Below are 25,354 nucleotides of genomic sequence, written 5' to 3'. Positions count from 1 at the left end.
ATCTCTTTAATAGTTTTATTTTTTCGTTTGACCAGATAGTTCGACAGACTTTTGTGTACAACGTTGCATAGCTGAAATGATGGCTGTTCGTAAGCCTTTTTCCTCTAAAGTTGCTACAGCTTCTATCGTTGTTCCGCCAGGAGAACAAACCATATCTTTCAATTCACCTGGATGTATTCCTGTTTCTAGTACCATTTTTGCAGAGCCTAATACTGCCTGAGCAGCAAATTTATATGCTTGATTTCTTGGCATGCCATCTAGTACAGCAGCATCTGCCATCGCTTCTATAATCATATATACGTATGCTGGTGAAGAACCACTTACAGATGTTACAACATCCATTAACTTTTCACTTACAATCTCTGATTGACCAAAACTATTGAAAATGTTTAGCACATCTTCTAAATCTTTTTCTGTCACCATTTCATTCGGGCATAATGCTGACATTCCTTCTCCAACAAGAGCAGGAGTATTAGGCATTACTCTTACAACTTTTAATTTTTTATTAAAGGCATTTTCAGTACTTTCAATACTTTTACCAGCAGCGATCGTAACGATGATAGCATCGTTTTTTATCACTTCTTTAATTTCGTTAATTACTAATGGGTATAAGTCTGGTTTAATTGATAAAATTAAAATATCAGCATTTTTAGCGACTTCATTGTTATCAGTAGTTATAGTTATTCCGTACTTTTCACTAGCATTTTCTAAATTTGTCGTGTTTAAATCTGAACAAATGATATGATTTGAAGACACTATATGTTTATTTAGCATCCCGCCAATTATAGCCATCCCCATATTTCCGCATCCGATGAATCCAATTTGTTTATCCATAATAACTCAATCTTGCTCCTTTTTTAATAAATTATATCATTTCGAAATTGTTATCTTAATATAACAATAACATCTCTGTGCAATATAAAGAAACATTCTAAGAGAATATATTCCTTTTTGCAATACGAAAAGATAAAAATCAATTATATTCAACATTCTGTAAATATATACACTAAAATATAAGGTTTATGTTTATAAATATGAATTGACCTTATATCGATTTGTATTTTCATTCAGTAGGGCAATAATTTCATACAAGTAACTTGTCGTTCTATTTATTTTTAAAATACCTCTTGACACCAAATCGAACTATATCGCATAATATAAAAAAATTAAACCGAAAATCGTTGAAGGGAAATAGTACATATGTCTTCTTGCGAAAGAGAGTGGAATTCACCGGCTGAAAGATTCCTCGTATAGAATATATCGAACCTATCCCTGAGTCTTAAATGAAAGTTTAGGCGTTTGCCTGCGTTATAGGCACCAAGTGGATATCTATGTATATCAATTAAGGTGGTACCGCGGAACAATGACCGTTTCGTCCTTTTTATTTTATTAAGGGCGAAGCGGTCATTTTTATTTTGCTCTTAAATAGGCTACGTGCAGCACTTATAAGAAAGCTGTATGAATAGAAGTGTAATGTATAAAAAACTTTGATTTTAGACTTGGGGGATAAAAAAGTGAAGAAACAGCGAATAGTTGTAAAGATTGGGAGCAGTTCTTTGGCGGATAGTCATGGAGGCATTTCTAAAGAACAACTTTCAGATCATGTTGCCGCATTGGCTCGATTGAAAGAGGAAGGGCATGAAGTTTTATTAATTACATCTGGGGCCGTTGCTGCAGGTTTTTCTGCTCTAGGATACCCTAGCAGACCTGTAACAATTAAAGGAAAACAGGCTGCAGCAGCTGTCGGACAAAGTTTATTAATGCAGGCATACACGGAGGAATTCCGTAAATATGGCATCGTTACTGCGCAACTATTGCTGACGAGAAGTGATTTTTCTAGAAAAGAACAATATAGTAATGCTTACGCGACGTTAGGAGAGTTACTAAACCGTTCTGCTCTTCCAATTATTAATGAAAATGATTCCATCTCTTTAGAGGAGTTAACGTTCGGTGATAATGATATGCTGTCAGCTTTAGTAAGCGGACTTGTTTCGGCAGATATGCTGATGATTTTTACAGATGTGAACGGTTTATATGATAAAAATCCTCAAAAAAATGAGGATGCGAAAAAATATTATTTCCTTCCTGAAGTTACAGAAGAAATTGCTTCTCTTGCTGGAGATGCTGGCTCAAAACTTGGGACTGGCGGTATGAAATCAAAAATTGATGCTGCAAAGACGGCGCTATCTCTTGGGGTAAGTGTATTTATCGGTACAGGACGTGGACAAGAGAAATTTGTTGATGTTTTAAAGGGGAAAGGTGACGGGACGTATGTCGGAAATGCCCCTCAAAAAGAAATGAAGATGAACAAGCAATGGATTGCCTTGCATTCGGTTGTTAGCGGTCAAATTGAAATAGACGCCGGAGCAACTACAGCTATCATTCAGCATGGCAAGAGTCTTCTTCCTGCGGGTGTTACAAATGTGTCAGGATTTTTCAAAGTTGGCGATGTTGTAGAAGTCATGACGCAACAAGGTCGCGTAATTGGAAAAGGACAATGCACATATAGCGCAGAGGAATTAAGAGAGATAAAAGGTATGCAAAGCCAACATATTCAAGCAAGAGGCGAAAGGCATAATTATGAAGTCATCCATAGGGATCATTGGGTTTCACTTTAAGAATAGTGATGTTAAAAAGGAGGAAATAAAAATGAATGAAGTGTTAGCAAAGGGGAAAAGAGCGAAAGAGGTTGCTAGGGAACTTGTACTAAAATCTACACATCAAAAAAACGAAGCACTTGCTGCAATTGCAAATCAATTAATAAGTGAAACAGCTTATATTTTAGAGGAAAATAAGAGGGATATTGAAGAAGGTAAGGCAAAAGGGTTTTCTGATTCTCTCCTTGATCGCCTTATGCTGAATGAACAGCGTATTGTTGATATGACAGAAGGGATTAAGCAGCTAATTGAATTACGTGATCCTGTAGGAGAATGTGTAAGTGCATGGGAAAGGCCAAATGGACTATCTATTCAGGAAATGCGTGTACCACTTGGTGTTGTTGGGATGATTTACGAGGCAAGACCGAATGTAACAGTGGATGCTGCTACTATTTGTTTGAAGACAGGAAACGCAGTCATATTACGTGGTAGTTCTTCTGCTATTCATTCTAATAAAGCCATTGTTGCCGTTATTCACAGAGCGCTCAAACAAACAAGCTTACCAGAAGAAAGTGTACAGCTTATAGAAGATACAACGAGAGATAGTGCGAAGCAGTTGTTTACAATGAATGATTATCTAGACGTTCTTATTCCAAGAGGTGGCAAACAATTAATCGATACTGTTGTGAGGGAAGCGTCTGTTCCAGTACTTGAAACAGGTGCAGGAAATTGTCATATTTTCATTGATGAAACAGCGGATAAACAAATGGCATTTGATATTATTATAAATGCAAAAACGCAGCGTCCATCTGTATGTAATGCGATTGAAACGATTGTACTTCATGAGAACTGGGCGCAGCAATATGGTAGCGAGTTGTTTTCTTCTTTGAAGGAAAGAGGCGTGGAGCTACGTGGTGATCAAAAAGCATTGGCAATGGATTCGTCAATTGTACTTGCTTCAGAAGAAGACTGGGGGACAGAATTTTTATCTCTCACGCTAGCAGTTAAAATAGTTTCTTCTATAGAAGAAGCGATTCACCACATAAATACGTATGGGTCTATGCATTCTGAAGCGATTATTTCAGAAAACGAGGAAAACGTCAGCAAATTTTTCGTATCTGTTGATGCTGCTGCGCTGTATCACAATGCATCAACTCGTTTTACTGATGGATCTGAATTCGGATTCGGAGCTGAGATTGGCATCAGTACACAAAAGCTACACGTAAGGGGACCAATGGGACTTCCTGCATTAACTTCCACAAAATATATAATTCGTGGTAATGGACAAATTCGAAAATAAAAATAAAAGACACTCAATTTTCGTTTGGGTGTCTTTTATTTTAAAAATTATTTACCATACAAAAAGCCCAACAAGCATAGCGCTTAATAAGGAAACAGCCATTCCGCTCACAAGAAGCTTCCAAACATTTTTCCCGATGACTGATGATTTTTCGCCGCCAAATAATGAGTTGTAAGTTCCATAAATCATACCCACTGTACTAAAGTTAGCAAAAGAAGCTAGAAATGTCGTTGCCACCGCAACCGTATGCGGTTGTAAAGACTTTAAGTTTGATTTTAAATCCATCATTGCAACAAATTCATTCGTCGTTATTTTGATCCCCATTAGTTCAGCTACATACATAGCATCACTGCCCGATAAACCGAGTAAAAAAGCGAAAGGACTAAAGATAATAGAGAAGATTTTTTGAATTGTTAAACCCGTTACAAAAAATCCTAAAATCCCATTTAAACATGCTGTTAAAGCTACATATCCAATTACCATAGCTAAAATAACGATAACCATATTCATCCCGACTAACATACTGTTGGAAATAGTAGAAAAGAAATCCTTTTTTTCATGTTTGGAAGGTGAATAAACAACATCTTCTTCTTTCGAAACTTCCACAGGATTTAATACATTGGCTAAAATTAATGCGTTAATACAGTTTAATGGGATTGCGCTGAAAATATATGTTGCTGGAACCATTGATAAATAAGCACCAAGAATGGATCCGCTGACGCTACTCATACTCATAATTCCAAAAGTCAGCAGACGATTTTCTTTTAAAACAGATAATTGATCCCGAACAACAGCAAGCGCTTCGGTGTTCCCTAAAAACATCATTTGAATCGAAAAGAAGCTTTCTAACTTGGGTAAACGAGAAATCTTTGAAATAATTGCACCTACTTTATCAATAATCCAAGTTAAGATTCCAAAGTAAGAAAGAATATCAAAGAACGTGATAACAAAAATGATAGGAAGTAATGCGCTAAAGAAGAAATCAATTGTTTGATTTTCCATAGCAGAAGGGAATGCAAATCGAATTCCTTCATTCGCACATGCCAGTAGCCAACTGAAAAATGAAGCAATTTTATTAATGATAATACTGCCTAGCTTTGTGCCTAACATAAACCACGTAATAAAAAGCTCCAATATGATGAGAATTACAATTGGTCTCCATTTTATATGTTTTTTATTAGGCGAACATAAGAAAACGATTAATATGACAACGAAAATCCCTAACATATTCAATATGAAATACATGTCAACAACTCCTTGAGGCTTATTATTTGTATATAAAAAAGCTCCTATTCTTCTTAATTTAGAATGAATGTATTTCAACTAAAATTTTGTTAATTCTAAAAATGCGGAAGGTAAAATTCGATAAAAATAGAATTTAATATATAGCAAACAAGGAGGGGATAAAAATGGAGGTCTATCACATAACGAGTAGAAAGAGGGAAACTTATAACGTTCAAGTGAAATATTCGATACTTTTCGAATGTGCGCTTGGCATTGCAGCAATTACTCATAAGAGGTTAATTGATACACTTGAAAAGAGTCAAAATGAATGGGAAGAAATGAAGCAATCATTAACAGAAGAAATGAGAGAGCACTTACAGTTTGTAGAAAAACATAATACGTGGAAAGCGTTACTTCAGTTGTTGTATGAAGAGGATTTTCAGGACTTAGCACAGTTTCATGGTAAAATCGATTCGCTTTCAGAAGTAGATTTGAAATATATATGTTTACCGTTTTTAGGGGAGAAGTACCAAGAAAAAAGAACTTTAGCGGCAAGTGGAAACGTAACTGCAATACATGAACTAATGGAACTGACACAAGAACATCAGTTTTTCTCTACGTATATTCGTTTTATATGTGATGTTGATGTACAAGTGCTAAAATCCCATTTAATTGCTGTTATGACAGGTTGGTATGAGAGCGTTATTCAGAAAGAGGAAGAAGAAATACTTTCTATATTAAAACGAGACTACGAAGCAAAGAGTGAAATGAATAAAAAGATGAAACCAGAAGAGTTTGTCGAGTGGGCTACAGGTGGCGTTCATTATATGCCAGAACCAAGTGTTCATTACGTACTTCTTATCCCGCAAATAACGTACAGACCGTGGAATATTGAGGCGGATGTTGAAGATACGAAAGTATTTCATTATCCAGTTGCAAACGAAAGTATCCATCCTGAAGATCCTTATGAACCGAATTATTTTTTAGTTCAAAAGCATAAAGCTCTTGGGGATGAAGCGAGGTTACGTATTGTAAAAATGTTGTTCGAAAAAGAACGAACATTGCAGGAAATTACAGAAAGACTGCAACTTGGTAAATCTACTATACACCATCATTTGAAATTGTTACGTGCGGCGAAGTTAGTGGATATACATGACGGAAAATATGTATTAAGAAAGAAAGCAGTACAATTGTTAGCGAAAGAATTAGATGCGTTTTTAAATAGATAATATACAACAAGAATGTACATAAAGGGAGGAATATAAAAGAAAAGTTGGTGTATGAAATTGAAACATATATTGAAAAATCGTTCGTTCTTTTTTATGTGGATTGGTAGTGCAATCTCAGAATTAGGAGGGGCTTTCGGAACGTTATGTAATTCAATTCTAGTATATGAGTTAACAGGATCGGAAATGGCTTTAAGTAGTATGTGGTTATTATATTTCATTCCATCACTCATACTGCAATTAATAAGTGGCCCATTTATTGATAAATGGAGTCGGAAGTGGATTATGATTTTTTCACAATGGATACGAGCGTCCGTATTCTTATTACCTTTGATAATGCTAGTTTCCGGCAGTTTAGAAGTTTGGCACATTTATGTTGTTCAAATTGTAGTGGGACTTATTACACCACTTTATACACCTGCAAATCAAGCAATTACACCGAGCATTGTAAGGAAAGAACAACTTCAAGATGCAAATGCGTACATTGATGGAATGACTCGTCTTATGATGTTTCTTGCGCCAGTATTAGGTGGAGTAGTCATTCATTTGATTGGAACAGGACTTACATTATCTTTCGTATGCATATGTTTATTTGTTAGTGGTGCTTTCTTATTTTATATAAAAGAAAATAGAACGTCGAAACCTATTCGGAAAACGTGGCTAGAACAGTTTCTTCACGGTTTTACATATTTTTTCACAAAACCAATCATCGTTTGGCTCGGTATATTTCTTACTTTCGTGCAATTTGGAGTTGGGGTAACGATGGTTACAAATCTTCCTTATATAAAAGATGAGCTATCAGCGGGATATGCGGAATATGGTTATTTTATGGCCGGATTCCCACTTGGCTATGTAGTTGGAACTATACTAGTCGGAAAAGTAACATATAAAAGCCGGCGTATATTTATGCTTGGAGGATTGTTTATAGGGGGGCTCACATACATTTCACTAGGTTTTAACCACAGTATTGTAATAGCGGTAATAATTGAAATAGTTGCAGGTGTTTGTATTGCCTTTTTCAATGTTTATAATACGACGATATGCCAACAATCAGTTCCGAACAATATGATAGGACAAGTATTTTCGGTGCGATTATTTTTCATACGATCCGCTATGCCATTAGGTGTGTTAGTAGGGGGGATTTTGAGTGAAATGTGGGGAGTAAGAGCACTATACTTTATTATCGGTTCAATTATATGTGTCACTTCTTTAATCGGAATCTTACTCCCATATTTCAAATTTTTAGATGGGGCAGTTGAAGAGAAAACAGCATAATTCGAAAAATTTAAACTTTATAATTGAAAATAATTATCATAATCAACTATAATAGAAGTATAGTAGTATTCGTATTACAATGAAGGAGTGGGATATGTGTTTATCGAAACGAAAACATTTACAGTAAAAGAAGGTACATCAAATATAGTTGTAGAACGTTTTACTGGAGAAGGTATTATTGAAAAGTTTGAAGGTTTTATTGATTTAAGTGTTCTTGTGAAAAAAGTAAGACGCGGCGACGAAGAAGTAGTCGTTATGATTCGCTGGGAATCTGAAGAAGCATGGAAAAACTGGGAAACAAGTGAAGAACATTTAGCTGGACATAGAGCGAGCCGTGGTAAACCAAAACCAGATCATATTATTAATGTGGATCATGCAGTTTATTATGTAAAATCATCGAAAGCGGCTTATCAACAGTCGTAATATATATGTAAAGGTAGAGGATATTTGTTTATTAATAAACAAATATCCTCTTTTATAGCCCCTTATCCAGTTTGGAAAGGGAATAAATCCCATTAAAAACGCTTTTTAATCTAACTGAATTTCAAATTTAAGCACGTTGAATATTCTTATTGAGTAACATACTTTAGTTGAGATATATCCTGTTTATATGTCTAAATGATTTAGACATATTTTTAATAGCTAGTAGTTATTTGTCCGATATAGAAACTTAATATCTAGATTTTATAATTAGACGGAAGTAAAATGATAAAAGAAGTGGTTTTACTAAATGAATTAACGGCTAAAAATACATCAAAATAATTAGGAGATACGAAATGAAATTATATTGTGAAAAGGTAAATTTTAATAATAAATTAAAAACATACGATATTATATTGGATTTTAATTCAATGGCGGATTTAGAAAAGGTAGCACAACTTTTAGAGGTGCAAATTTCAAGAGAATCTTCGAAGACACTTTTGCACTTTCAAAAAATGAAATTTGAGGCATATAAAGGTCCGCGAGCAGGGAGTTGGTACGATATACCAGCTTGTATATTTGAGGAATTCAGAATTTTAAATGAAGAAGAAGGAAGGGAAAATAGACTAATCAGATTTTACCTAGAACAAAAAAGTACTGCAAAACTAAATTTTCAACAATTTCTAACGACAAAAGAGATTATTAGGGAATTTGAAATGATTGAAAAATTTACTGAGTCTAAGTTATATAAAGACATGAAGAAAAAAGAGAAATTTGGTAATTTGGAGTTAATTGTTAAAGATGTTGGATGCGGAAATTGGAACGAGATAGTTGAAAGAAGACGATGTTATTGTGATGGGGATTTGAAATGCGAGTTTTTTGATTGGTTTTTTAGATATAGTATGTTTCGTTTAATTTATGATTTAGGTGGAGATGTAAAGTTTAGTAATGAAGAAATGAATGAAATCCTTAATAAAGTAAATATAGATAGACCATATTACGCCGTTATTAGTCATTGGGATTTGGATCATTATAGAGGGATATTAGATTTAAATGATGTAGAATTGAAATTAATGAAGAATTTAGTTGCCCCATCTAAAATTCCGAATACTCTACAAGCTAATAAAGCTTTAAATCGTTTAAAATCATTAGGTATAAGAATTGATATCATTAAACCTTCTCCTAAAACGGGAAGAAGGATAGATTTGATCTCTCAAGGAAAGATAAATAATTTTGAGTTATTTCGTTCAACTGATGGAAGTAATATAAATCAAAGTGGTATTGTGCTTTCTGTTGAAGGAAATGATTCTATAGGCTTATTAACAGGAGATCATTCTTATCGACAAATCTATAAAGTAATTTCAAATTCAAAGATAGAAAAACCGTATGTAATGGTTGTTCCGCACCATGGAGGTAATGCTGGGAAATTTGATGAAGCTCTTTGGAGCACTGTTTCATTGGCATCAGGGTGTATATCAACTAAGTCAGCTCGTTATACGAATTTACCACAAAATAAAATACATAATTTCTTTATGAATCAAAAATCATTTCATTGTACGGAATGTCATAAAAGAGATTATGAACAGATGTTGTAAATAAGTACACTCTATCAGCAATGAGTTTTAAGTGTTGTACATCAGATTAATTAGTGAAAACGAAGAGACACTTGTTTATGAAAGTTGTAAAGGGACAAACTAATATATAGTCTGTCCCTTTACATTAGTTCTTTACATCATTATAAAGTTCCAACGCCTCTTTCACATTCAACCCATTTTTCACAATCCCATGTATCGCTTGAATCATCGCAGCTGGATGTTCGGATTGCCATATGTTGCGGCCCATATCTACGCCGATTGCACCTTCTTGCAGGGCGTTATACGTAATGTTTAATGCGTCTTCAATTGAATCTAGTTTTGGGCCGCCCGCGATGACGACTGGTGCAGGGCAAGTGCTTGTAATTTTTTCGAATCCTTCGCAGTAATACGTTTTAATAATGTCAGCACCCATTTCAACGCATACACGGGAAGCAAGTGCTAAAAAGCGAGCTTCACGTTTTTGCAGTTCTTTTGCAACTGCGGTAATGCCAAGTACTGGCAGACCATAATCGTGAGCTTCTGAAACTACATTTGCGAGATTTGTAACTGTTTGTGTTTCATAGTCTGATCCGACGAAAACAGATACGCCGACGCCAATTGCATTTTGTTTTACTGCTTCTTTTACAGGGGTAACAATTGTTTCATTCGCTAAGTCTTTACCGACGACAGTAGCTCCGCCTGATACACGCATAACCATCGGTGTGCTGCAGTTTTCAGGAATGCAGGAGTTAAGTACACCTCGCGTTAAAAAGAGGGAATCTGTGTAAGGAAGTAAGTTTTTAACTGTTTCAAGTGGTTGTTCAAGCCCGTGAATTGGTCCTAAAAAGTAGCCGTGATCTATTGCTAACATAACCGCTCTGCCATCAGGTAAAATTGTATTTAATCGATTTTTAAATCCCCAAGTCATTCAAAATCACTCCTTCGTTAATGTTGGATTTTCCGTTTGAACAGTATCTTTATTTGGTAAGTGTGGTGACTTTATAAAAACCGCTTTAAAAGGTTTGTCAGAATGGTTAATAAGATAGTGAGATTCATGAGGACGAACTTGCAGGACATCACCTTGTTTCATTGGAACTCTTTCGTTATTTACATAGAAATCTATTTCACCTTCTAATGCATAAAAGACCTCTTCGCACGTCGTATGATAATGGTTTTGAAACTCCTGCCCAGGCTGAATGACAACAAGGCCAAGATCAATATTCGGACCTTGTATTAAATATTTCGGCCCGTTATCACCGAAGCGATAGGAGAAGTCATTTTCATTCGCTTTTAGCATACAGTTCACTCCTTTATGTAATGTGTTACAGTGCACCAGGCGCAATCCACATATGTGAGGTGAGCCCGTTATCAGCTAAAGTGAGCTGACTGTCATATACAGTTTTCCATGTTTTATAGAACTCTTTATATAGTTCGTGATTTTCAGTAACTGGTTCGAATGTTTGCTCCCACTGTACAAACTCTTCGGCAGTCTCTTCCATAGATGCATATATGCCAGCACCAACTCCTGCAGCAATTGCAGTTCCTAAAGCAGCTGCTTCTTTCACAACAGGTACTTTTACAGGAATACCAAGGACGTCTGATAGAATTTGTGGCCATAGTTTTCCTTTAGCGGCACCGCCAGCAAAAATAACTTCAGAAGGGAATGTACCAGTTAGATTTTCTATTAATTTTAAGTTGCCAAGTGTAACGAAGGCGGCATTTTCTTCAATAGCACGAAATAGTTCTTTTTTTCCGCATTTGTCAGCGTCTAAACTTAAATTTAAAAAAGAAGGTGCGGCATGACGCCAAGAAATGTAGTTCATAACGTTTGAAAAAGTAGGGATAATGCCATGTGAACCGACAGGTACGTCTTTCGCTTGTTCTTCTAGTAATTCATAAGCATCTACACCAAGTTTGTCAGCAAGTTTCTTTTCTTCTTGGCAAAAAGCGTCTCGAAACCAGCGCATAACGAGGCCTGGGAAAAAGGCAATCGTTTCATATTGCCATAGGTTACGTACGACGTGACAATTTATACGAATCGCAGCTTGTGGATCTATTATTGGCTCAGTAACATTCACTTCTTGTTGCCAAAAACTACCTCCGCATATTAATGTTTGATTCGGTTTCACAACTCCAGTTCCGAGCGATGCCATTTGAGCATCTCCGCCCCCGGCTACGACAGGAATTCCTTCACGTAATCCAGTTAATGCTGCACACTCTTTTGTAACGTTGCCAATTACTGTACCAGCTTCATTTACTTTTGGTGAAAATGGCAAAGTTATACCACACTCTTTAGCTACATCGTTATCCCAATTTCTATTTTGTAAATCAAAGACTCCAGACGTACAACCGTTTGAAGGATCAATTTGCAGCACGTCGCTCAGTTTATATAAAATCCAATCGTTTAACATTGTAAAAGAGTGAATAGTATTATAGACGTCAGGTTCATGTTTTTTAATCCAAAGTAGGCGGGGTAAAGCACCTAATGAAAAAGTTTGACCAGACTTTGTATATAAATCTTTTTCAAGATGTGACCGAATTTCTTTTAGTTCACTAACCTCCGCAGATGCACGCCCATCAACATTTGCACAGGCCCATATTTCTTGCCCATCTTGATCATATAAAACAAATCCTTCCCGCATACTTGTAGCGCTAATAGCAAGAATAGAAGAGGCAGGGGTATTGCTTTTTTGAAGAACCTCTTTCGTGCATTCTTGTACTAGCTTCCAATTTTCTATTACATCAAAGTTCATAGAGCCTGGATAACGAGGGTCAGATTTGTGAATCCATTCTTTTTGACTTACTGCAGTTTGATTACCATGTAAATCAAAAAGAACTGCTCGAATGCTTCCTGTACCAGCATCGAAAGCTAATAAATGGGACATGAACAATCACCATCCTTTCGTAATAAGGAGAGGGCAGTCTCCTCATCGGTAATTAATGTATGAATAAACTTTCCTTTTAAGGCACCATAAATTGCATCTATCTTTTCTGTACCTCCAGCAACACCGACGACATGATTCATATTGCGCAAAATAGAGAGAGGCGTGCCAATTAGACGATTGTGATGCGAGAGCTCTAATAAATCGCCATTTGTATTATAAAACTGTCCTAAAATATCGCCTACGCCGTTTTGACTACGAATATATGTCATCTCACGTAGTGTTAATTTTTCTTTCTTTACAATCGTAGCGTCTTGAGATAGTCCTCCAATACCGACAACAGCCGTATGAGCAAGTGAAGCGACATGAAGCATATCTTTTACACTCGGTTCTGATAGAATACTTTGTGCCATTTCGGTTGTAGACGCTAGAAACGGCGTAGGGATAATGTGAAGATCACCTTGCATGTAATGTAAATAGTTTTGTTTTCTCGGGAGATAGTGATTTACCCCGCCTGTTAGCGTTACGATTGAAAGGTTGATAGAACTTTCAAAATGAATGTTTTCTAGCATTTTGCTAATGGTTTCTCCCCAGCCAATACCGAGTAAATCTCCTTGCTGGAGCTGAGTTTCTAAATATTGTGCAGCAGCTTTTCCGAGAGAATCGTGATAATTGTTTACTGGGGTCGGGATAATAAAAGCATCTTTTAAGTAGAACTTTTTCATTAAGTCACGCTCAATACTTAAACAGTGCAAACCAGTCCCTTTTACGTGAAATGTAACGATGCCTTCACTGCGTGCCTTATCTAATAACCGGACGACTTTATTTCTTGAAATATGAAGAAGTGAAGCGATCTCCTGTTGTGTTAATTGGTCCTTATAATAGTACCAAGCTACTTTCGTTAATAAATTCTCTTCAAAGTTCAGCTGAGTCATACTCTTCATCCCTTTCAACAATTGACCACAGCTTAAACATATGTACCATATATTTTGTTTATTCCAGTTGAAGCGATTAATAGTACGTAGAAAAAAGTGTTCTAGATATAAAAAAAGGAATATACAATGCTACAAAACAAGTAGAACAAATAATTATTTTCTCAAAAAATGTTCTGTATAAAGGCAGGTGACATCATGTGGAGAACGTACCTTTATTACAAGTAAAGAAAATGAGTAAGGCGTTTTTAAATCAACTTGTATTAAAAGAAGTGAACTTACAAGTAGAGCGCGGAGATATATACGCTTTAGTGGGGGGAAATGGCGCCGGGAAATCAACATTAATGAAAATATTAACGGGGTTATATTCGTATGATGATGGAGAGATGTATGTAAAAGGAAGGAAGCAACAGTTTTCAAATCCGTCAGAAGCACACCGAAAAGGTATGTATTTAATACCGCAAGAACCACTCATTTTTCCGCATATGACTATTGAAGAAAATATATGTATCGGGTTAAAAGAAAAGAAAAAGAAATTAAGAGTACAGATTGAGCAATTGATTAGCAGCTTAGGATGGGATATTGACCTTAATAAACTAGGAGGAACATTATCGATTGCACAACAACAGTTAGTAGAAATCGTTAGAGGATTAATAAGAGAAGCTGAGATTCTTATTCTAGATGAACCAACATCGACATTAACAACACACGAAATTAAGAGTCTTTTTGTGTTGATGAAAAGTTTACAAGAAAAAGGAATTGGGATGATTTATATTACGCATCGCTTTCCAGAAATCTTTGAAATTGCCAACAAAGTAGCAATACTACGTGATGGAATGGTTGTAAGCCAAGGTGATGTATGTGACTATACATATGACATGTTAATGGAGGGACTATTGCCAAAAGGATATAAACAGAAAGAGAAAATAGAAGTAGTTCAAGAGACAGCAAAGACGAAAAAAATATTAGAAGTGGTTGATATAAATGGTCACGCATTCGAAAATATATCATTCACTGTACATGCGGGTGAGGTTGTAGGTGTTGCTGGCATTATAGGATCCGGTAGAACGGAATTAGCAGAAGCGATATTTGGATTGAAAACTATAAAATCAGGGTCTATCTTATTGGGTGGAAAATCAATTGATACGTGTTCTTTGCATAAAAGGCTAGACGAAGGACTAGTTTATGTGCCGGAGGATAGGGCGAGGAATGGCATTTTTTCAATTGCTTCTGTTAAAGAAAATATTGCAGCAGCAAGTTTACAGCAAAATAATCGCTTTTTTATAAATCAAGAAAAAGAAAGCGCTTTAGTTAATTCGTTTATAGAACAGTTCCGAATTGTTGTACAGGATATGAATGAAGAACTGGCATCTTTATCAGGAGGTAATCAGCAGAAGGTCGTGCTTGCAAAGTATCTCGCATGTAATCCTAAAGTTATTATTCTGGATGAGCCGACTCGTGGAATTGATGCGAAAGCAAGGCTTGAAGTTTATGAGACGATCGAAAAAATGAAAAGGGAAGGACTCGCAATTTTATTAATCTCTTCAGATGTTGAAGAAATTGTTCAATTAGTAAACCGTGTATATGTAATGAGAAATGGACGATTTGTTTCTCATATGGAAAAAGAACAACTGAGTGTGAATGAAGTTACACGCCTTGCATACGGAGGTGTAGCGGAATGAAACGTATGTTAAAAATGCATGAAACGTCTATCATACTGTTACTACTAATTTATATAGCTATTGTAGGAATGATAAATCCTAGTTTTATCCAATTTAACTCGTTATCTTTAATGGTGAAATCAAGCGTTATTTTAGTCGTGTTAGCAATTGGCCAGTCGTTCGTCTTATTTACGAAAAATATAGATGTATCAGTTGGTTCAAGCATGGGGTTAAGTGCAGCAGTTTGCGGAATGTTGTTAAATGATGGATATCATGCATCTCTGTCCATACTTGCTGCTATTATACTTGGCGCTATTCTCGGTTTTATAAATGGAATTGGTGTTGCAAAATTTCGGGTACCGGCCATTATTATGACATTAGGCATGTTAGGAATTATTAGGGGTGCCATGTTAATTTTTACAGGCGGGAAGTGGATTGAAGATATTCCAAACGATTTTAAGCAGCTGTCATCTATCGTCATTTTTGGTTTACCTATAACTGTATGGTTCGTTCTTATTATTTTACTACTACTATACTTCTTTTTAAGGAAGGTGCCATTTGGAAGATACTTTTATGCGGTAGGTGATAATGAAGATGGCGCGAGACTTATTGGTATACCTATTAATAAAGTGAAAATATGTGCGTTTATGATTTCAGGCATAAGTGCTGCGCTCGCTGGTTGCATATTTGTTATGAATATCGGATTCGTTCCTAATCAAACAGGAACTGGGATAGAACTACAGGTTATCGCAGCTGCTGTACTAGGGGGAGTTCATTTAAAAGGAGGAACAGGATCTTTATTTGGAGCTGCATTAGGAGCATTCTTTTTAGAAACAATAAGCAGTTCACTCGTCTTTCTAAAAATACCAGCATTTTGGAATAATGCTATTTCAGGTTTTTTATTATTACTTATCATCATACTGGATAGTGTTATGAAAAAGTGGAAGGCAGAAAGGAGGATGAATCTATGAAGTATGTATACAGATGGGAAGGTGTTCTAATTGTATTGCTTCTTATAGAATTCATTCTCTTTAGTTTAATCAATAGTGATTTCTTAAATATTAGTAATCTCCTTTTTAGTACAAATGATTTCCTATTTATCGCAATTGCGGCGATACCAATGACTTTCGTTATAGTAACAGGAGGAATTGATGTATCGGTCGGCTCAATAATGGGTCTCACTTCGATCTTGATCGGTGTACTTTGGATGAACGGAATATCTATTTTGTTTGCTGTCATAATCGTCCTAATAATTAGTTGTTTAGCAGGCGCTATAAACGGACTCATTATAAAAATGACAGATGTAGAACCACTCGTCGTTACACTCGGAACGATGTTTTTATACGGAGGAATTGCACTCGTCATTTCAGGAGGAGCAGGTGCTTCTGGGTACGAAGGAATAAGCGGTTTACCTGACACATTTGTACAACTGGCAAACGGTAGTTTTATAGGAATACCGAATTTATTATGGCTACTGATCGTATTAACAGTTTTATTTACTGTATTATTTCACCGAACTATATACGGGCGCCATGTAAAATTAACAGGTGCGAACGAGAATACAGCAAAATACACCGGGATTAAAACGAAAAAAGTAGTCATTATCGCTTACATACTTTCCGGGTTAGGAGGTGGATTAGGAGGTGCTTTCTTAACCGCATATTTTGGTTCCGCACGTGCTGATATGGGAAGTGAAACAATTTTACCAATCATTACAGCAGTCGTATTAGGCGGGACACTTATTACAGGGGGAAAAGGAAGCATTATCGGTACTGTACTAGCGAGTATTTTTATTGGGCTCATGCAGTATGGTTTGCAAATGACGGGTTTAACAAATGAACAATCCAACGTAGTAATTGGTATGATTCTTATTCTTTCAGTTATTATGAGACATTTCAAATTACATCAATTCACACTGGGGAAAAGAAAGAATTTGCATAAGGGGGAAATGTCATGAAGAGAAAACTAGGGATTGTATTCATTGTATGTATTTGTTTAATCGGTTTAATCGCTTGTTCTAGTCAAACCACAGATAAGAAAAAAGCTGATGATGTGAAATTTGCATTTATCCCAAAATTAACTGGAGTTGGCTTCTTTACATCAGGTGGTGAAGGAGCAAAAGAGATGGGGGATAAACTAGGCGTACAAGTGAAATATGATGGACCGTCTGAAGCAAGCGTATCAGGGCAAGTAAAGTATATAAATAATTTTATTAACCAAAACTATGATGCACTTATGGTCTCTTCTACATCAGTAGATGGTTTATCACAATCACTGCAACGTGCTAAGAAAAAAGGAATGACTGTCTTAACGTGGGATTCTGATGTGAATCCGAAAGACCGTTCCTTTTATATCAGCCAAGGAACACCAGACCAACTTGCTAATTTATTAATAGAAATGACCTCAAAGCAAATTGGAGATAAAGGAAAAGTAGCATTCTTTTATTCTAGCCCGACAGTAACGGATCAAAACCAATGGGTAACGAAAGCGAAAGAAATTATTAAAAAGAAATATCCGAACTGGGAAATTGTAACGACGCAGTACGGTGAAAATAATGCGCAAAAGTCTTTGTCAGTAGGAGAGAATATTTTAAAAACGTATCCTGATATTAATGCAGTCATTTGTCCAGATGCAACGGCACTTCCGGCAATGGCACAAGCAGCTGAAAATTTAAAAATGGATAAAAAGGTTGTCGTAACGGGCTTCTCTACACCAAACGTTATGCGTGATTACGTAAAACGAGGAACAGTAGCACAATTTGGTTTATGGGATGTAAAACAACAAGGTGCACTCGCAACGTATGTTGCAAATGAAATTGTTGTAAAAGGGAAGAAGTTAAAAGTGGGGGATAGCTTCGAAGTAAAAGGAATTGGAAAAGTAAAAGTAGAGCCAAACTCCATTCAAGGATATGACTATGAGGCAGAAGGGAACGGAATTATCGTACTACCAGAACGAGTCGTATTTACAAAGGATAATATTGAAAAATATAATTTCTAGTAACGAAAAAACGTCCGAATGTATCGGACGTTTTTATTTCTTCATTAATTATGAACTGTTTCTTTTTCATTTAATCCAAGGGTACGACCTGTAGAAGTGTGAAGGTCTTGGAACAATCTTGGATTTTCAGTTAGTGAAATGCCGTAAGAAGGAATCATTTCTTTTATTTTTCCTTCCCATTCTACCATTCGGCTTGGGAAACATTTTTCTAATACTTCAAGCATAACATGAACGGCAGTAGAAGCACCCGGTGATGCACCTAGTAACGCCGCGATTGATCCATCAGCCGCACTAACAACTTCTGTACCGAATTGAAGTGTACCTTTACCGCCGGCATCAGTATCTTTAATTACTTGTACACGCTGACCAGCAACTACAATATCCCAATCTTCACTTTTAGCGTTCGGAATGAATTCGCGTAATTCTTCCATACGTTTTTCGTGTGATAACATAACTTGCTGAATTAAGTATTTTGTTAGTCCCATTTCTTTTACACCAGCAGCTAACATTGTTAAGACGTTATTTGGTTTTACAGAACCAATTAAGTCAAGGTTTGAACCAGTTTTTAAGAATTTAGGTGAGAAGCCTGCGAATGGCCCAAACAGTAATGCTTTTTTGTTGTCTATATATCTCGTATCTAGATGAGGTACAGACATTGGCGGAGCCCCAACTTTAGCTTTACCGTACACTTTCGCATGATGCTGCTCTACAACTTTTTGGTTTTTACATACCATAAATAGTCCACTTACCGGGAAGCCACCGATATGTTTTGATTCAGGGATACCAGTTTTTTGAAGTAGAGGTAGGCTACCGCCACCGCCGCCAATAAAGACGAATTTAGCAGTGTGATGCTCAATTTTACCACTATTCATATCGTGTACTTTCACTTCCCACAAACCATTTTTCGTGCGTTTAATGTTTTCAACACTATGTTTGTAGTTTAGCTCGACATTTTTCGTTTTTAAGTAATCAAACAACATTCGTGTTAATGCACCAAAATTAACATCTGTTCCAGAGTCAATTTTCGTTGCCGCCATAGGCTCATTAGATGTACGACCTTCCATAATGAGTGGAAGCCATTTTTTTAATGTTTCAGGAGAATCGGAAAACTCCATTCCTTGAAACAGTGGATTTTTTGAAAGCGCTTCAAAACGGTTTTTTAGAAACTGCACATTTTTTTCACCTTGTACTAAACTCATATGAGGTAGAGGCATAATAAAATCTTGTGGATTACGAATTAATTTGCTTTTTACAAGATATGCCCAAAATTGTCTTGAAAGCTGGAATTGCTCATTCACTTTTACAGCCTTACTAATATCTATAGATCCGTCAGATTTTTCGGAAGTATAGTTCAGTTCGCATAGCGCAGAATGCCCTGTACCTGCATTATTCCATTCATTAGAGCTTTCTTCCCCGGCACTTGCGAGTTTTTCAAAAACTTTAATTTCCCATTCTGGTGCTAATTCTTTTAGCAATGAGCCTAACGTTGCACTCATAATTCCTGCACCAATTAAGATAACGTCTGTTTTTTGCTGCATGTTGCTCATGATAATCTCTCCATCCCCTATATTGGCAAAAAAGAGTAGGTGTTTACTGTGTCTAAGCCGTAAAAAGAAAACACCGCCTAGGCCCCACCTAGGTATTTACCTTTTTTGTCTCAATTGTATAACCATCTCATACTCTATTATAATAATTAATAGACTAAAATATCTAGTGTTATCTGATAATTTTAAAATATTTAACGCTTTATTTGCCAAAATTCTTATTTAACAAGCACTTTTCAGTTAATGAATAGAAAAAAATTACAGTTTGAAATTATCTCGAAAAAGCTTACGTATCCAAAAGTCGGTAGAAAGGATACCTTTTTATGGGACTTTTTTAAAAATTTATTGTATGATTATTCTGAATATTAAAAAGGGGGATACACATGCGTACACAAGAACAAATCGCAAACTTATTTCGAAATTTTTCAATAAAGGAATGTAAAGGGTCAAGTGACTTATATGAATATTTATCAATGAAAATTGCTGAAGATGAGGAAGTACTTACACTATCGTCCTATGCTCAGGTAGGTCAACCAGTCCCAAACTTATTATTAGGTGCAGTACATTATTTATTGTTAGCAGGGAAAGAACATCATGTAAAAACGTATTATAGTAGCTTAGTTGAACATGCTAATACGGATTTAGATCAAGCTTTTGATCATTTTAAAGATTTCTGTAAAATGTACAGAGAAGAAATGATTAATTTATTACAAACGAAACTCGTTCAAACGAATGAAGTAAGACGATGTGCGTACTTATATCCAAGTTTCAGTTACATATTTAACAAAGTGAATAAACCGTTAGCGTTAATAGAAATTGGGACAAGTTCTGGATTACAATTATTTTGGGACCAATATAGCTATTCGTACGGTACAGATGAAACGTACGGAAATATAAACTCGAATGTACATGTAACTTCTGAAATAAGAGGGGAGAATGTGCCTCATTTATTAAAAGAAAGTCCACCTGTCGTAGAAAGAATTGGACTAGATTTACATGTAAATGATTTACATAGTAACGAAGATTATTTATGGCTACGTGCACTTGTTTGGCCAGAACATAAGGAAAGGCTTGAACTCTTTGACCAAGCTGCATCTTTAGTAAAAAATAAATCTGTTCAATTAATAGAAGGAGACGGTGTAGAGTTATTACCATCTATTATTGAACAAATAAGTGAAGATGCTGTTATCTGCATTTTTCATACACACGTCGCCAATCAAATACCTGAACAAGTAAAACGTAAGCTAGAAAAACAAATCCAAGAAATCGGTGCAAAGCGTGATGTATTCCATCTTTATAACAACATGTGGGACCGGGACTTTCATATTGATTATTATATTAACGGAAACGAATATCGTGAAACGGTTGGAGAAACGGAAGGGCATGGGAGATGGTTTAGCTGGAAGCTTGGGAAGAAGATGCCTTGTTAGTATTTCTTCAAAATAAAAAATAGCTGATGGAGATATTCCATTAGCTATTTTTTATTAAACTGATTGGGAATCAAAGTGATGATTTCATTTTTCTAATGTAATTATTAAATGAGGGATTTCTAAGCCAAGTTGTATATCGGTAACTTTTTTCTTCTCGTTTCAAATAATATTCTATATTCATCTTTCTCAGAATAATCCTCAAATTCATCTTCATTTTTTAGCAATCGTAAGTTTATTTTTGGCGGGAATTACGACATGAAACGTTTATAGAAGATAAGGCGACTTATAAAATATAGAATTAAGAATAAGAATTTGATAGTATTGGAGTAAGGAGTTTTAATAACAGTATATTAAGTCGTATTAATATATCTGTTGCGAATGCTTTCATTAAATCTCTTATTTTAATGGGAGTATTTGATAGAATTCAAAAAATATAATGGAGGTTAATATGAAAAAAGTAATTGGCGCAGCAACAGCAACTGTTTTCGGATTGGGAGCATTTACTACAACTGCTACTGCAGAAACGATCGTAACAGCAGATGTACTCAACGTACGTGAAAAACCGACTACAGAATCAAAAGTGGTCGAAAAAGTAAAAAACGGGGAAGAGTTAAAAGTCATCAATACCGAAGATGGCTGGTCAAAAATTGAGTTAAATGGTAAAGAAGTATTTGTAAGCTCGGAGTTTACTAAAGATATTTACCATGTAACAGCAGATTTGTTAAATGTACGTTCTGAATCAAACACAGAATCAAAAATTCTTGGCAGACTGAAAAAAGATGATGTAATTGAATCAACGAAGCAAGTAAAAGACGGATGGCTACAATTTGAGTATAAGGGAAAAACAGCTTATGTAAATGTTTCTTTCTTATCAAGTAAAGCACCAATTGAAAAAAAGGCTGACGAGAAAACGAAGCAAGTAGCGAAAGTACAAAAATCGGTGAAAGCTAAGGAAGAAGCTAAAACACAGAAGATAACAAAGGCAAAAGAAACAATAAAACCTAAGGAAGAAGTGAAAGTGCAAGAAGTAGCGAAACCTAAGGAAGAAGTGAAAGTGCAAGAAGTAGCGAAACCTAAGGAAGAAGTGAAAGTGCAAGAAGTAGCGAAACCTAAGGAAGAAGTGAAAGTGCAAGAAGTAGCGAAACCTAAGGAAGAAGTGAAAGTGCAAGAAGTAGCGAAACCTAAGGAAGAAGTGAAAGTGCAAGAAGAAGCAAAAGCTAAGGAAGAAGCGAAAGTACAGGAAATAGCAAAGGCTAAGGAAGAAGTGAAAGTGCAAGAGATAGCCAAAGCTAAAGAAGAAGCAAAAGCACAAGAGATAGCCAAAGCTAAGGAAGAAGTAAAAGCACAAGAGATAGCCAAAGCTAAGGAAGAGGCGAAAGCACGAGAAATAGCAAAGGCTAAAGAAGAAGCAAAAGCACGAGAAATAGCCAAAGCTAAAGAAGAAGCAAAAGCGCAAGAAATAGCCAAAGCTAAGGAAGAGGCGAAAGCACGAGAAATAGCCAAAGCTAAGGAAGAGGCGAAAGCACGAGAAATAGCCAAAGCTAAGGAAGAGGCGAAAGCACGAGAAATAGCAAAGGCTAAGGAAGAAGCGAAAGCACGAGAAATAGCCAAAGCCAAGGAAGAGGCAAAAGCACGAGAAGCACTAAAGGCAAAAGAAGAGTCTAAAAATAACGCGCAGTCTGCTAAACGTGAATTAACGGTGGTGGCGACAGCATATACTGCTGATCCGAGTGAGAATGGTACATATGGTGGACGCGTTTTAACTGCGATGGGGCATGATTTAACGGCTAATCCAAATATGAGAATTATCGCAGTAGATCCGAAAGTAATCCCATTAGGATCTAAAGTATGGGTAGAAGGTTATGGAGAAGCAATCGCTGGAGATACCGGAAGTGCAATTAAAGGTAATCGCATTGATGTATTAATGGGTTCAAAAAGTAAAGCGATGAATTGGGGAAGACAAACTGTTAAAGTGAAAATTTTATAATTTATATAGTTTTCTAGATAGAAGTCAGTTTTCTTTATTGAGGCTGGCTTTTATTTTTTTTTCGAAATATTCTTGTAGTTGCTTTGCGATTGTTGTTTTACCGCTTGCAGAGTTTCCTCTAAGGATGATTTAAGTATAGGATTAGACATAATATATTCCCCCAACGTAAATGATTATATAGAAAATTTTAATAAATGAAACATAGAAAGTGTATAATTAATAGGATGCAAATAAAAAAGGTGGGGGCTAAATGGAAACGAAATTAAATAAGGCGCAGCCCATTTGGAAACGAACATGGTTTCGCTATCTTGGGGCATTTATAATTGTACAATTGTTGTTTATTATTTGTGAAGTAACTGCATGGGCACCAAACTTTAGACCTGGCGGAGAATTTTTTAATAGAGTATTAAATTCTCAATTTTTCACAGAATGGTTCACGCCATATAAAATCCCTCATTTTAATATATTTACAGCTTTTTTTGCGATTACATTGTTACCATACGCATTAATAAGTGCAATTAAAGATTTCACTACTAGAAAAAATATAAATAATTAAAAAGAGGTATTATATGCTATTTCAAAAAGATAATGTATCGGTTAGGTATGTAGTAGAAGAGGATGCACCAACCATTTCAAAATGGTTAACAGACCCAGAAGTGTTGCAGTATTATGAAGGACGAGATAATCCGCAATCAGTAGAAATGGTACTGGATCATTTTATACATAATCCAAATAGTCATGAAAAAAGATGCTTAATAGAGTTTGATGGTATGCCGATCGGTTATATTCAAATGTATCCAGTTGATTCAGAGTGGAAAACTTTATATGACTATGAAGCATCACAAAATGTATGGGGAATGGATCAATTTATCGGAGAACCCGCTTATTGGGAAAAGGGCATTGGAACTAAACTTGTTCAGGCAGCAATTACATATATTATGGAGAACACGGGAGCAAAAGCAATCGCAATGGACCCGAAAGTAAATAATGAACGTGCAATAAAGTGTTATGAAAAATGCGGATTTAAAAAGGTAAAGATTTTAAAAGAACATGAACTGCATGAAGGGGTATTAGAAGATTGTTGGATGATGGAATATAAACAAAGGGAGCTGCGCGATATGAAAAAAGCATTATTAGTAATCGATGTGCAAGCAGGTATGTATACAGCAAAAATGCCGGTACATAATGGGGAAAAGTTTTTACAAACATTACAAGAGCTTATTGAGAAATGCCGTTCAAATGATATTCCGGTAATTTATGTGCAACATAATGGACGGAAAGACCATCCGTTAGAAAAAGGTACAGACGGGTGGAAAATCCATGCGGCAATTGCTCCACTAGAAGGGGAGTGTGTGGTTGAAAAAACGACTCCAGATTCATTCCACAAGACGAACCTAAAAGAAGTATTGCAAGACAAGGGAATCGATCATGTTATCATTTCAGGAATGCAAACGGAGTACTGTGTGGATACGACAACGCGAAGAGCGTGTAGTGAAGGGTATAAAGTAACGTTAGTGAGCGATGCACATAGTACGTTTGATACAGAGGTGTTACGTGCTGAAGACATTGTGAAGCATCATAACGTAGTGTTTGGAGCGTTTGCTAATGTTGTTACGTTAAAAGATTTGAAAGAAACTGTCTCTAAATAAGAGGCAGTTTTTTATTAGAGGAAATCGTGTCAAATAATGTCGGTAAGTCGATATCCTTTGTCGAAACGTCGATATATTGCAATAATCGTTGATATATTTGAAAAATCGTTCATATAATTTCACGTACCATAATGAAAACACAAAAAAAGAGCACCACATAATTAAAAAGGGCGCTCCTGCATCAAAATATTACTTCTTCTTATCTTTATCCAATATATTCTGTTCTTCCGCAAACTCCGTACCATATGCGAAGCGGCGATTAATACGAATATTATCGTTATGGTGCCTTGTGTGAGAGCCAGAGAAACGATGAACGATTACTTCAGATAATGTAAAGACAATCGCGGAAAGGATGCTTCCCCATGCAATTTGCATATAGTTGTCTAATAAAATATTACCGAAAATCCATACGCTTAAATACGTTAGTAAGAAATCCGACATAATGGCACCAGTATTGCCAATTCGATTTAATATGATTTTATCAACGAACATATAAGATACGATTGTTACAAAGAGACTAAATGAAATAATTTGGACGAACGTTGCAGGGAAAAATAAAGCGAGTCCAATACTAAATGCGATAATGCACGATATAAACTTGATAAGCACTACTGTGAAATCATTCAAAATTTACACCTCCGATTTATACATAGTTT

General features: G+C 35.9%; 22 protein-coding genes, 1 pseudogene and 1 other annotated feature. Of the genes and pseudogenes, 15 read left to right on the top strand and 8 right to left on the bottom strand.

Annotated features, from left to right (window positions below):
• Positions 1–15: 15 nt before the first annotated feature.
• Positions 16–834 (bottom strand): pyrroline-5-carboxylate reductase, encoded by an 819-nt coding sequence (proC, locus tag NLJ82_RS14035; RefSeq protein WP_000360694.1) that lies wholly within the window; start codon positions 832–834, stop codon positions 16–18.
• Between the two features lie 338 nt (positions 835–1,172).
• Positions 1,173–1,383 (top strand) — a binding site (T-box leader).
• A gap of 131 nt (positions 1,384–1,514) precedes the next feature.
• Here proC and proB point away from each other — a divergent pair.
• Together proB and proA are read left to right on the top strand one after the other, a co-directional pair.
• Entirely contained in the window at positions 1,515–2,618 is a 1,104-nt protein-coding gene (proB, locus tag NLJ82_RS14030) for a glutamate 5-kinase (protein WP_000744724.1), read from the top strand.
• A 31-nt stretch (positions 2,619–2,649) separates the two neighbouring features.
• Positions 2,650–3,897: a gamma-glutamyl phosphate reductase gene (gene proA, locus NLJ82_RS14025; RefSeq protein WP_001006654.1), complete on the top strand. Its 1,248-nt coding sequence runs from the start codon at positions 2,650–2,652 to the stop codon at positions 3,895–3,897.
• A gap of 51 nt (positions 3,898–3,948) precedes the next feature.
• Here the strand turns inward: proA and NLJ82_RS14020 are convergent, their stop codons facing one another.
• Positions 3,949–5,142 (bottom strand): NupC/NupG family nucleoside CNT transporter, encoded by a 1,194-nt coding sequence (locus tag NLJ82_RS14020; RefSeq protein ID WP_000273598.1) that lies wholly within the window; start codon positions 5,140–5,142, stop codon positions 3,949–3,951.
• A 164-nt stretch (positions 5,143–5,306) separates the two neighbouring features.
• Between NLJ82_RS14020 and NLJ82_RS14015 the strand changes: the two genes are divergently transcribed.
• From NLJ82_RS14015 to NLJ82_RS14000, 4 genes are all read left to right on the top strand, one after another.
• On the top strand, positions 5,307–6,350 hold the full coding sequence (locus NLJ82_RS14015) for an ArsR/SmtB family transcription factor (protein WP_000454573.1): 1,044 nt from the start codon (positions 5,307–5,309) through the stop codon (positions 6,348–6,350).
• A gap of 51 nt (positions 6,351–6,401) precedes the next feature.
• Positions 6,402–7,622: an MFS transporter gene (locus NLJ82_RS14010; protein WP_000768247.1), complete on the top strand. Its 1,221-nt coding sequence runs from the start codon at positions 6,402–6,404 to the stop codon at positions 7,620–7,622.
• A 96-nt stretch (positions 7,623–7,718) separates the two neighbouring features.
• Complete coding sequence (gene hmoA / locus NLJ82_RS14005; RefSeq protein ID WP_000469503.1) at positions 7,719–8,045, top strand: heme-degrading monooxygenase HmoA; 327 nt, start codon at positions 7,719–7,721, stop codon at positions 8,043–8,045.
• Positions 8,046–8,398: 353 nt separating this feature from the next.
• Positions 8,399–9,637, top strand: a complete 1,239-nt coding sequence (locus NLJ82_RS14000) for a ComEC/Rec2 family competence protein (RefSeq protein ID WP_000780637.1) — start codon at positions 8,399–8,401, stop codon at positions 9,635–9,637.
• 124 nt (positions 9,638–9,761) lie between these two features.
• Here NLJ82_RS14000 and lsrF read toward each other — a convergent pair whose 3' ends face one another.
• The 4 genes from lsrF to NLJ82_RS13980 are packed head-to-tail and all read right to left on the bottom strand — an operon-like array spanning position 9,762 to position 13,433.
• Positions 9,762–10,544, bottom strand: a complete 783-nt coding sequence (gene lsrF / locus NLJ82_RS13995) for a 3-hydroxy-5-phosphonooxypentane-2,4-dione thiolase (RefSeq protein WP_000219758.1) — start codon at positions 10,542–10,544, stop codon at positions 9,762–9,764.
• Positions 10,545–10,550: 6 nt separating this feature from the next.
• Positions 10,551–10,913, bottom strand: coding sequence for a cupin domain-containing protein (locus NLJ82_RS13990; RefSeq protein ID WP_000909989.1), 363 nt, complete (start codon positions 10,911–10,913; stop codon positions 10,551–10,553).
• Positions 10,914–10,938: 25 nt separating this feature from the next.
• On the bottom strand, positions 10,939–12,501 hold the full coding sequence (gene lsrK / locus NLJ82_RS13985; protein ID WP_000018822.1) for an autoinducer-2 kinase: 1,563 nt from the start codon (positions 12,499–12,501) through the stop codon (positions 10,939–10,941).
• Positions 12,486–13,433, bottom strand: a complete 948-nt coding sequence (locus NLJ82_RS13980; RefSeq protein ID WP_000192721.1) for a sugar-binding transcriptional regulator — start codon at positions 13,431–13,433, stop codon at positions 12,486–12,488. The genes lsrK and NLJ82_RS13980 overlap by 16 nt, the downstream gene beginning before the upstream one ends.
• 197 nt (positions 13,434–13,630) lie before the next feature.
• On the opposite strand from NLJ82_RS13980, the gene NLJ82_RS13975 reads away from it, so the two are divergent.
• From NLJ82_RS13975 to lsrB, 4 genes are read left to right on the top strand one after another with little or no spacing between them, the layout of a single operon-like run.
• Positions 13,631–15,112 (top strand): sugar ABC transporter ATP-binding protein, encoded by a 1,482-nt coding sequence (locus tag NLJ82_RS13975; RefSeq protein ID WP_000432618.1) that lies wholly within the window; start codon positions 13,631–13,633, stop codon positions 15,110–15,112.
• Positions 15,109–16,062 carry an ABC transporter permease subunit gene (locus tag NLJ82_RS13970; protein WP_000827495.1) on the top strand — a complete coding sequence of 318 codons (954 nt, stop codon included), beginning with the start codon at positions 15,109–15,111 and terminating at the stop codon, positions 16,060–16,062. The genes NLJ82_RS13975 and NLJ82_RS13970 overlap by 4 nt, the downstream gene beginning before the upstream one ends.
• Positions 16,059–17,048: an ABC transporter permease gene (locus NLJ82_RS13965; RefSeq protein WP_000878514.1), complete on the top strand. Its 990-nt coding sequence runs from the start codon at positions 16,059–16,061 to the stop codon at positions 17,046–17,048. The genes NLJ82_RS13970 and NLJ82_RS13965 overlap by 4 nt, the downstream gene beginning before the upstream one ends.
• A complete protein-coding gene (lsrB, locus tag NLJ82_RS13960; RefSeq protein ID WP_000823639.1) occupies positions 17,045–18,088 on the top strand; it encodes an autoinducer 2 ABC transporter substrate-binding protein LsrB in 1,044 nt (347 codons plus the stop codon). Before NLJ82_RS13965 ends, lsrB begins: the two co-directional genes overlap by 4 nt.
• Before the next feature lie 44 nt (positions 18,089–18,132).
• Here lsrB and NLJ82_RS13955 read toward each other — a convergent pair whose 3' ends face one another.
• On the bottom strand, positions 18,133–19,635 hold the full coding sequence (locus tag NLJ82_RS13955) for a malate:quinone oxidoreductase (RefSeq protein ID WP_000069168.1): 1,503 nt from the start codon (positions 19,633–19,635) through the stop codon (positions 18,133–18,135).
• 380 nt (positions 19,636–20,015) lie between these two features.
• Between NLJ82_RS13955 and NLJ82_RS13950 the strand changes: the two genes are divergently transcribed.
• The 5 genes and pseudogenes from NLJ82_RS13950 to NLJ82_RS13930 all read left to right on the top strand — a co-directional run bounded on the left by NLJ82_RS13950 (position 20,016) and on the right by NLJ82_RS13930 (position 24,698).
• Complete coding sequence (locus NLJ82_RS13950; RefSeq protein ID WP_001260252.1) at positions 20,016–21,062, top strand: DUF2332 domain-containing protein; 1,047 nt, start codon at positions 20,016–20,018, stop codon at positions 21,060–21,062.
• A gap of 448 nt (positions 21,063–21,510) precedes the next feature.
• On the top strand, positions 21,511–23,049 hold the full coding sequence (entB, locus tag NLJ82_RS13945; protein WP_088334099.1) for a cell wall-binding protein EntB: 1,539 nt from the start codon (positions 21,511–21,513) through the stop codon (positions 23,047–23,049).
• A gap of 250 nt (positions 23,050–23,299) precedes the next feature.
• Positions 23,300–23,605 (top strand): YfzA family protein, encoded by a 306-nt coding sequence (locus NLJ82_RS13940; RefSeq protein ID WP_000448507.1) that lies wholly within the window; start codon positions 23,300–23,302, stop codon positions 23,603–23,605.
• 13 nt (positions 23,606–23,618) lie between these two features.
• A pseudogene (locus NLJ82_RS13935) lies at positions 23,619–24,152 on the top strand (GNAT family N-acetyltransferase); the annotation flags it as partial.
• A 15-nt stretch (positions 24,153–24,167) separates the two neighbouring features.
• The gene (locus NLJ82_RS13930) at positions 24,168–24,698 is read left to right on the top strand and encodes a cysteine hydrolase family protein (RefSeq protein WP_014297874.1); all 531 of its coding nucleotides are present in this window, start codon (positions 24,168–24,170) and stop codon (positions 24,696–24,698) included.
• Positions 24,699–24,887: 189 nt separating this feature from the next.
• Here NLJ82_RS13930 and NLJ82_RS13925 read toward each other — a convergent pair whose 3' ends face one another.
• Positions 24,888–25,325 carry a YndM family protein gene (locus NLJ82_RS13925; protein WP_000997699.1) on the bottom strand — a complete coding sequence of 146 codons (438 nt, stop codon included), beginning with the start codon at positions 25,323–25,325 and terminating at the stop codon, positions 24,888–24,890.
• Positions 25,326–25,354: the final 29 nt, after the last annotated feature.

It is taken from the genome of Bacillus paranthracis (assembly GCF_024296885.1).
Taxonomy (GTDB): Bacteria; Bacillota; Bacilli; order Bacillales; family Bacillaceae_G; genus Bacillus_A; species Bacillus_A paranthracis.
Note: the sequence above shows the minus strand (reverse complement) of the source record. Positions and strands in the feature narration are given on the sequence as shown.

What these genes read in the sequence shown, in the direction of transcription:
- proC (WP_000360694.1), bottom strand. Translation starts at nt 834, where the DNA reads ATGGATAAACAAATTGGATTCATCGGATGCGGAAATATGGGGATGGCT.
- proA (WP_001006654.1), top strand. Translation starts at nt 2,650, where the DNA reads ATGAATGAAGTGTTAGCAAAGGGGAAAAGAGCGAAAGAGGTTGCTAGG.
- NLJ82_RS14020 (WP_000273598.1), bottom strand. Translation starts at nt 5,142, where the DNA reads ATGTATTTCATATTGAATATGTTAGGGATTTTCGTTGTCATATTAATC.
- NLJ82_RS14015 (WP_000454573.1), top strand. Translation starts at nt 5,307, where the DNA reads ATGGAGGTCTATCACATAACGAGTAGAAAGAGGGAAACTTATAACGTT.
- NLJ82_RS14010 (WP_000768247.1), top strand. Translation starts at nt 6,402, where the DNA reads ATGAAATTGAAACATATATTGAAAAATCGTTCGTTCTTTTTTATGTGG.
- NLJ82_RS14000 (WP_000780637.1), top strand. Translation starts at nt 8,399, where the DNA reads ATGAAATTATATTGTGAAAAGGTAAATTTTAATAATAAATTAAAAACA.
- lsrF (WP_000219758.1), bottom strand. Translation starts at nt 10,544, where the DNA reads ATGACTTGGGGATTTAAAAATCGATTAAATACAATTTTACCTGATGGC.
- NLJ82_RS13990 (WP_000909989.1), bottom strand. Translation starts at nt 10,913, where the DNA reads ATGCTAAAAGCGAATGAAAATGACTTCTCCTATCGCTTCGGTGATAAC.
- lsrK (WP_000018822.1), bottom strand. Translation starts at nt 12,501, where the DNA reads ATGTCCCATTTATTAGCTTTCGATGCTGGTACAGGAAGCATTCGAGCA.
- NLJ82_RS13980 (WP_000192721.1), bottom strand. Translation starts at nt 13,433, where the DNA reads ATGACTCAGCTGAACTTTGAAGAGAATTTATTAACGAAAGTAGCTTGG.
- NLJ82_RS13970 (WP_000827495.1), top strand. Translation starts at nt 15,109, where the DNA reads ATGAAACGTATGTTAAAAATGCATGAAACGTCTATCATACTGTTACTA.
- NLJ82_RS13965 (WP_000878514.1), top strand. Translation starts at nt 16,059, where the DNA reads ATGAAGTATGTATACAGATGGGAAGGTGTTCTAATTGTATTGCTTCTT.
- lsrB (WP_000823639.1), top strand. Translation starts at nt 17,045, where the DNA reads ATGAAGAGAAAACTAGGGATTGTATTCATTGTATGTATTTGTTTAATC.
- NLJ82_RS13955 (WP_000069168.1), bottom strand. Translation starts at nt 19,635, where the DNA reads ATGAGCAACATGCAGCAAAAAACAGACGTTATCTTAATTGGTGCAGGA.
- NLJ82_RS13950 (WP_001260252.1), top strand. Translation starts at nt 20,016, where the DNA reads ATGCGTACACAAGAACAAATCGCAAACTTATTTCGAAATTTTTCAATA.
- entB (WP_088334099.1), top strand. Translation starts at nt 21,511, where the DNA reads ATGAAAAAAGTAATTGGCGCAGCAACAGCAACTGTTTTCGGATTGGGA.
- NLJ82_RS13940 (WP_000448507.1), top strand. Translation starts at nt 23,300, where the DNA reads ATGGAAACGAAATTAAATAAGGCGCAGCCCATTTGGAAACGAACATGG.
- NLJ82_RS13930 (WP_014297874.1), top strand. Translation starts at nt 24,168, where the DNA reads ATGAAAAAAGCATTATTAGTAATCGATGTGCAAGCAGGTATGTATACA.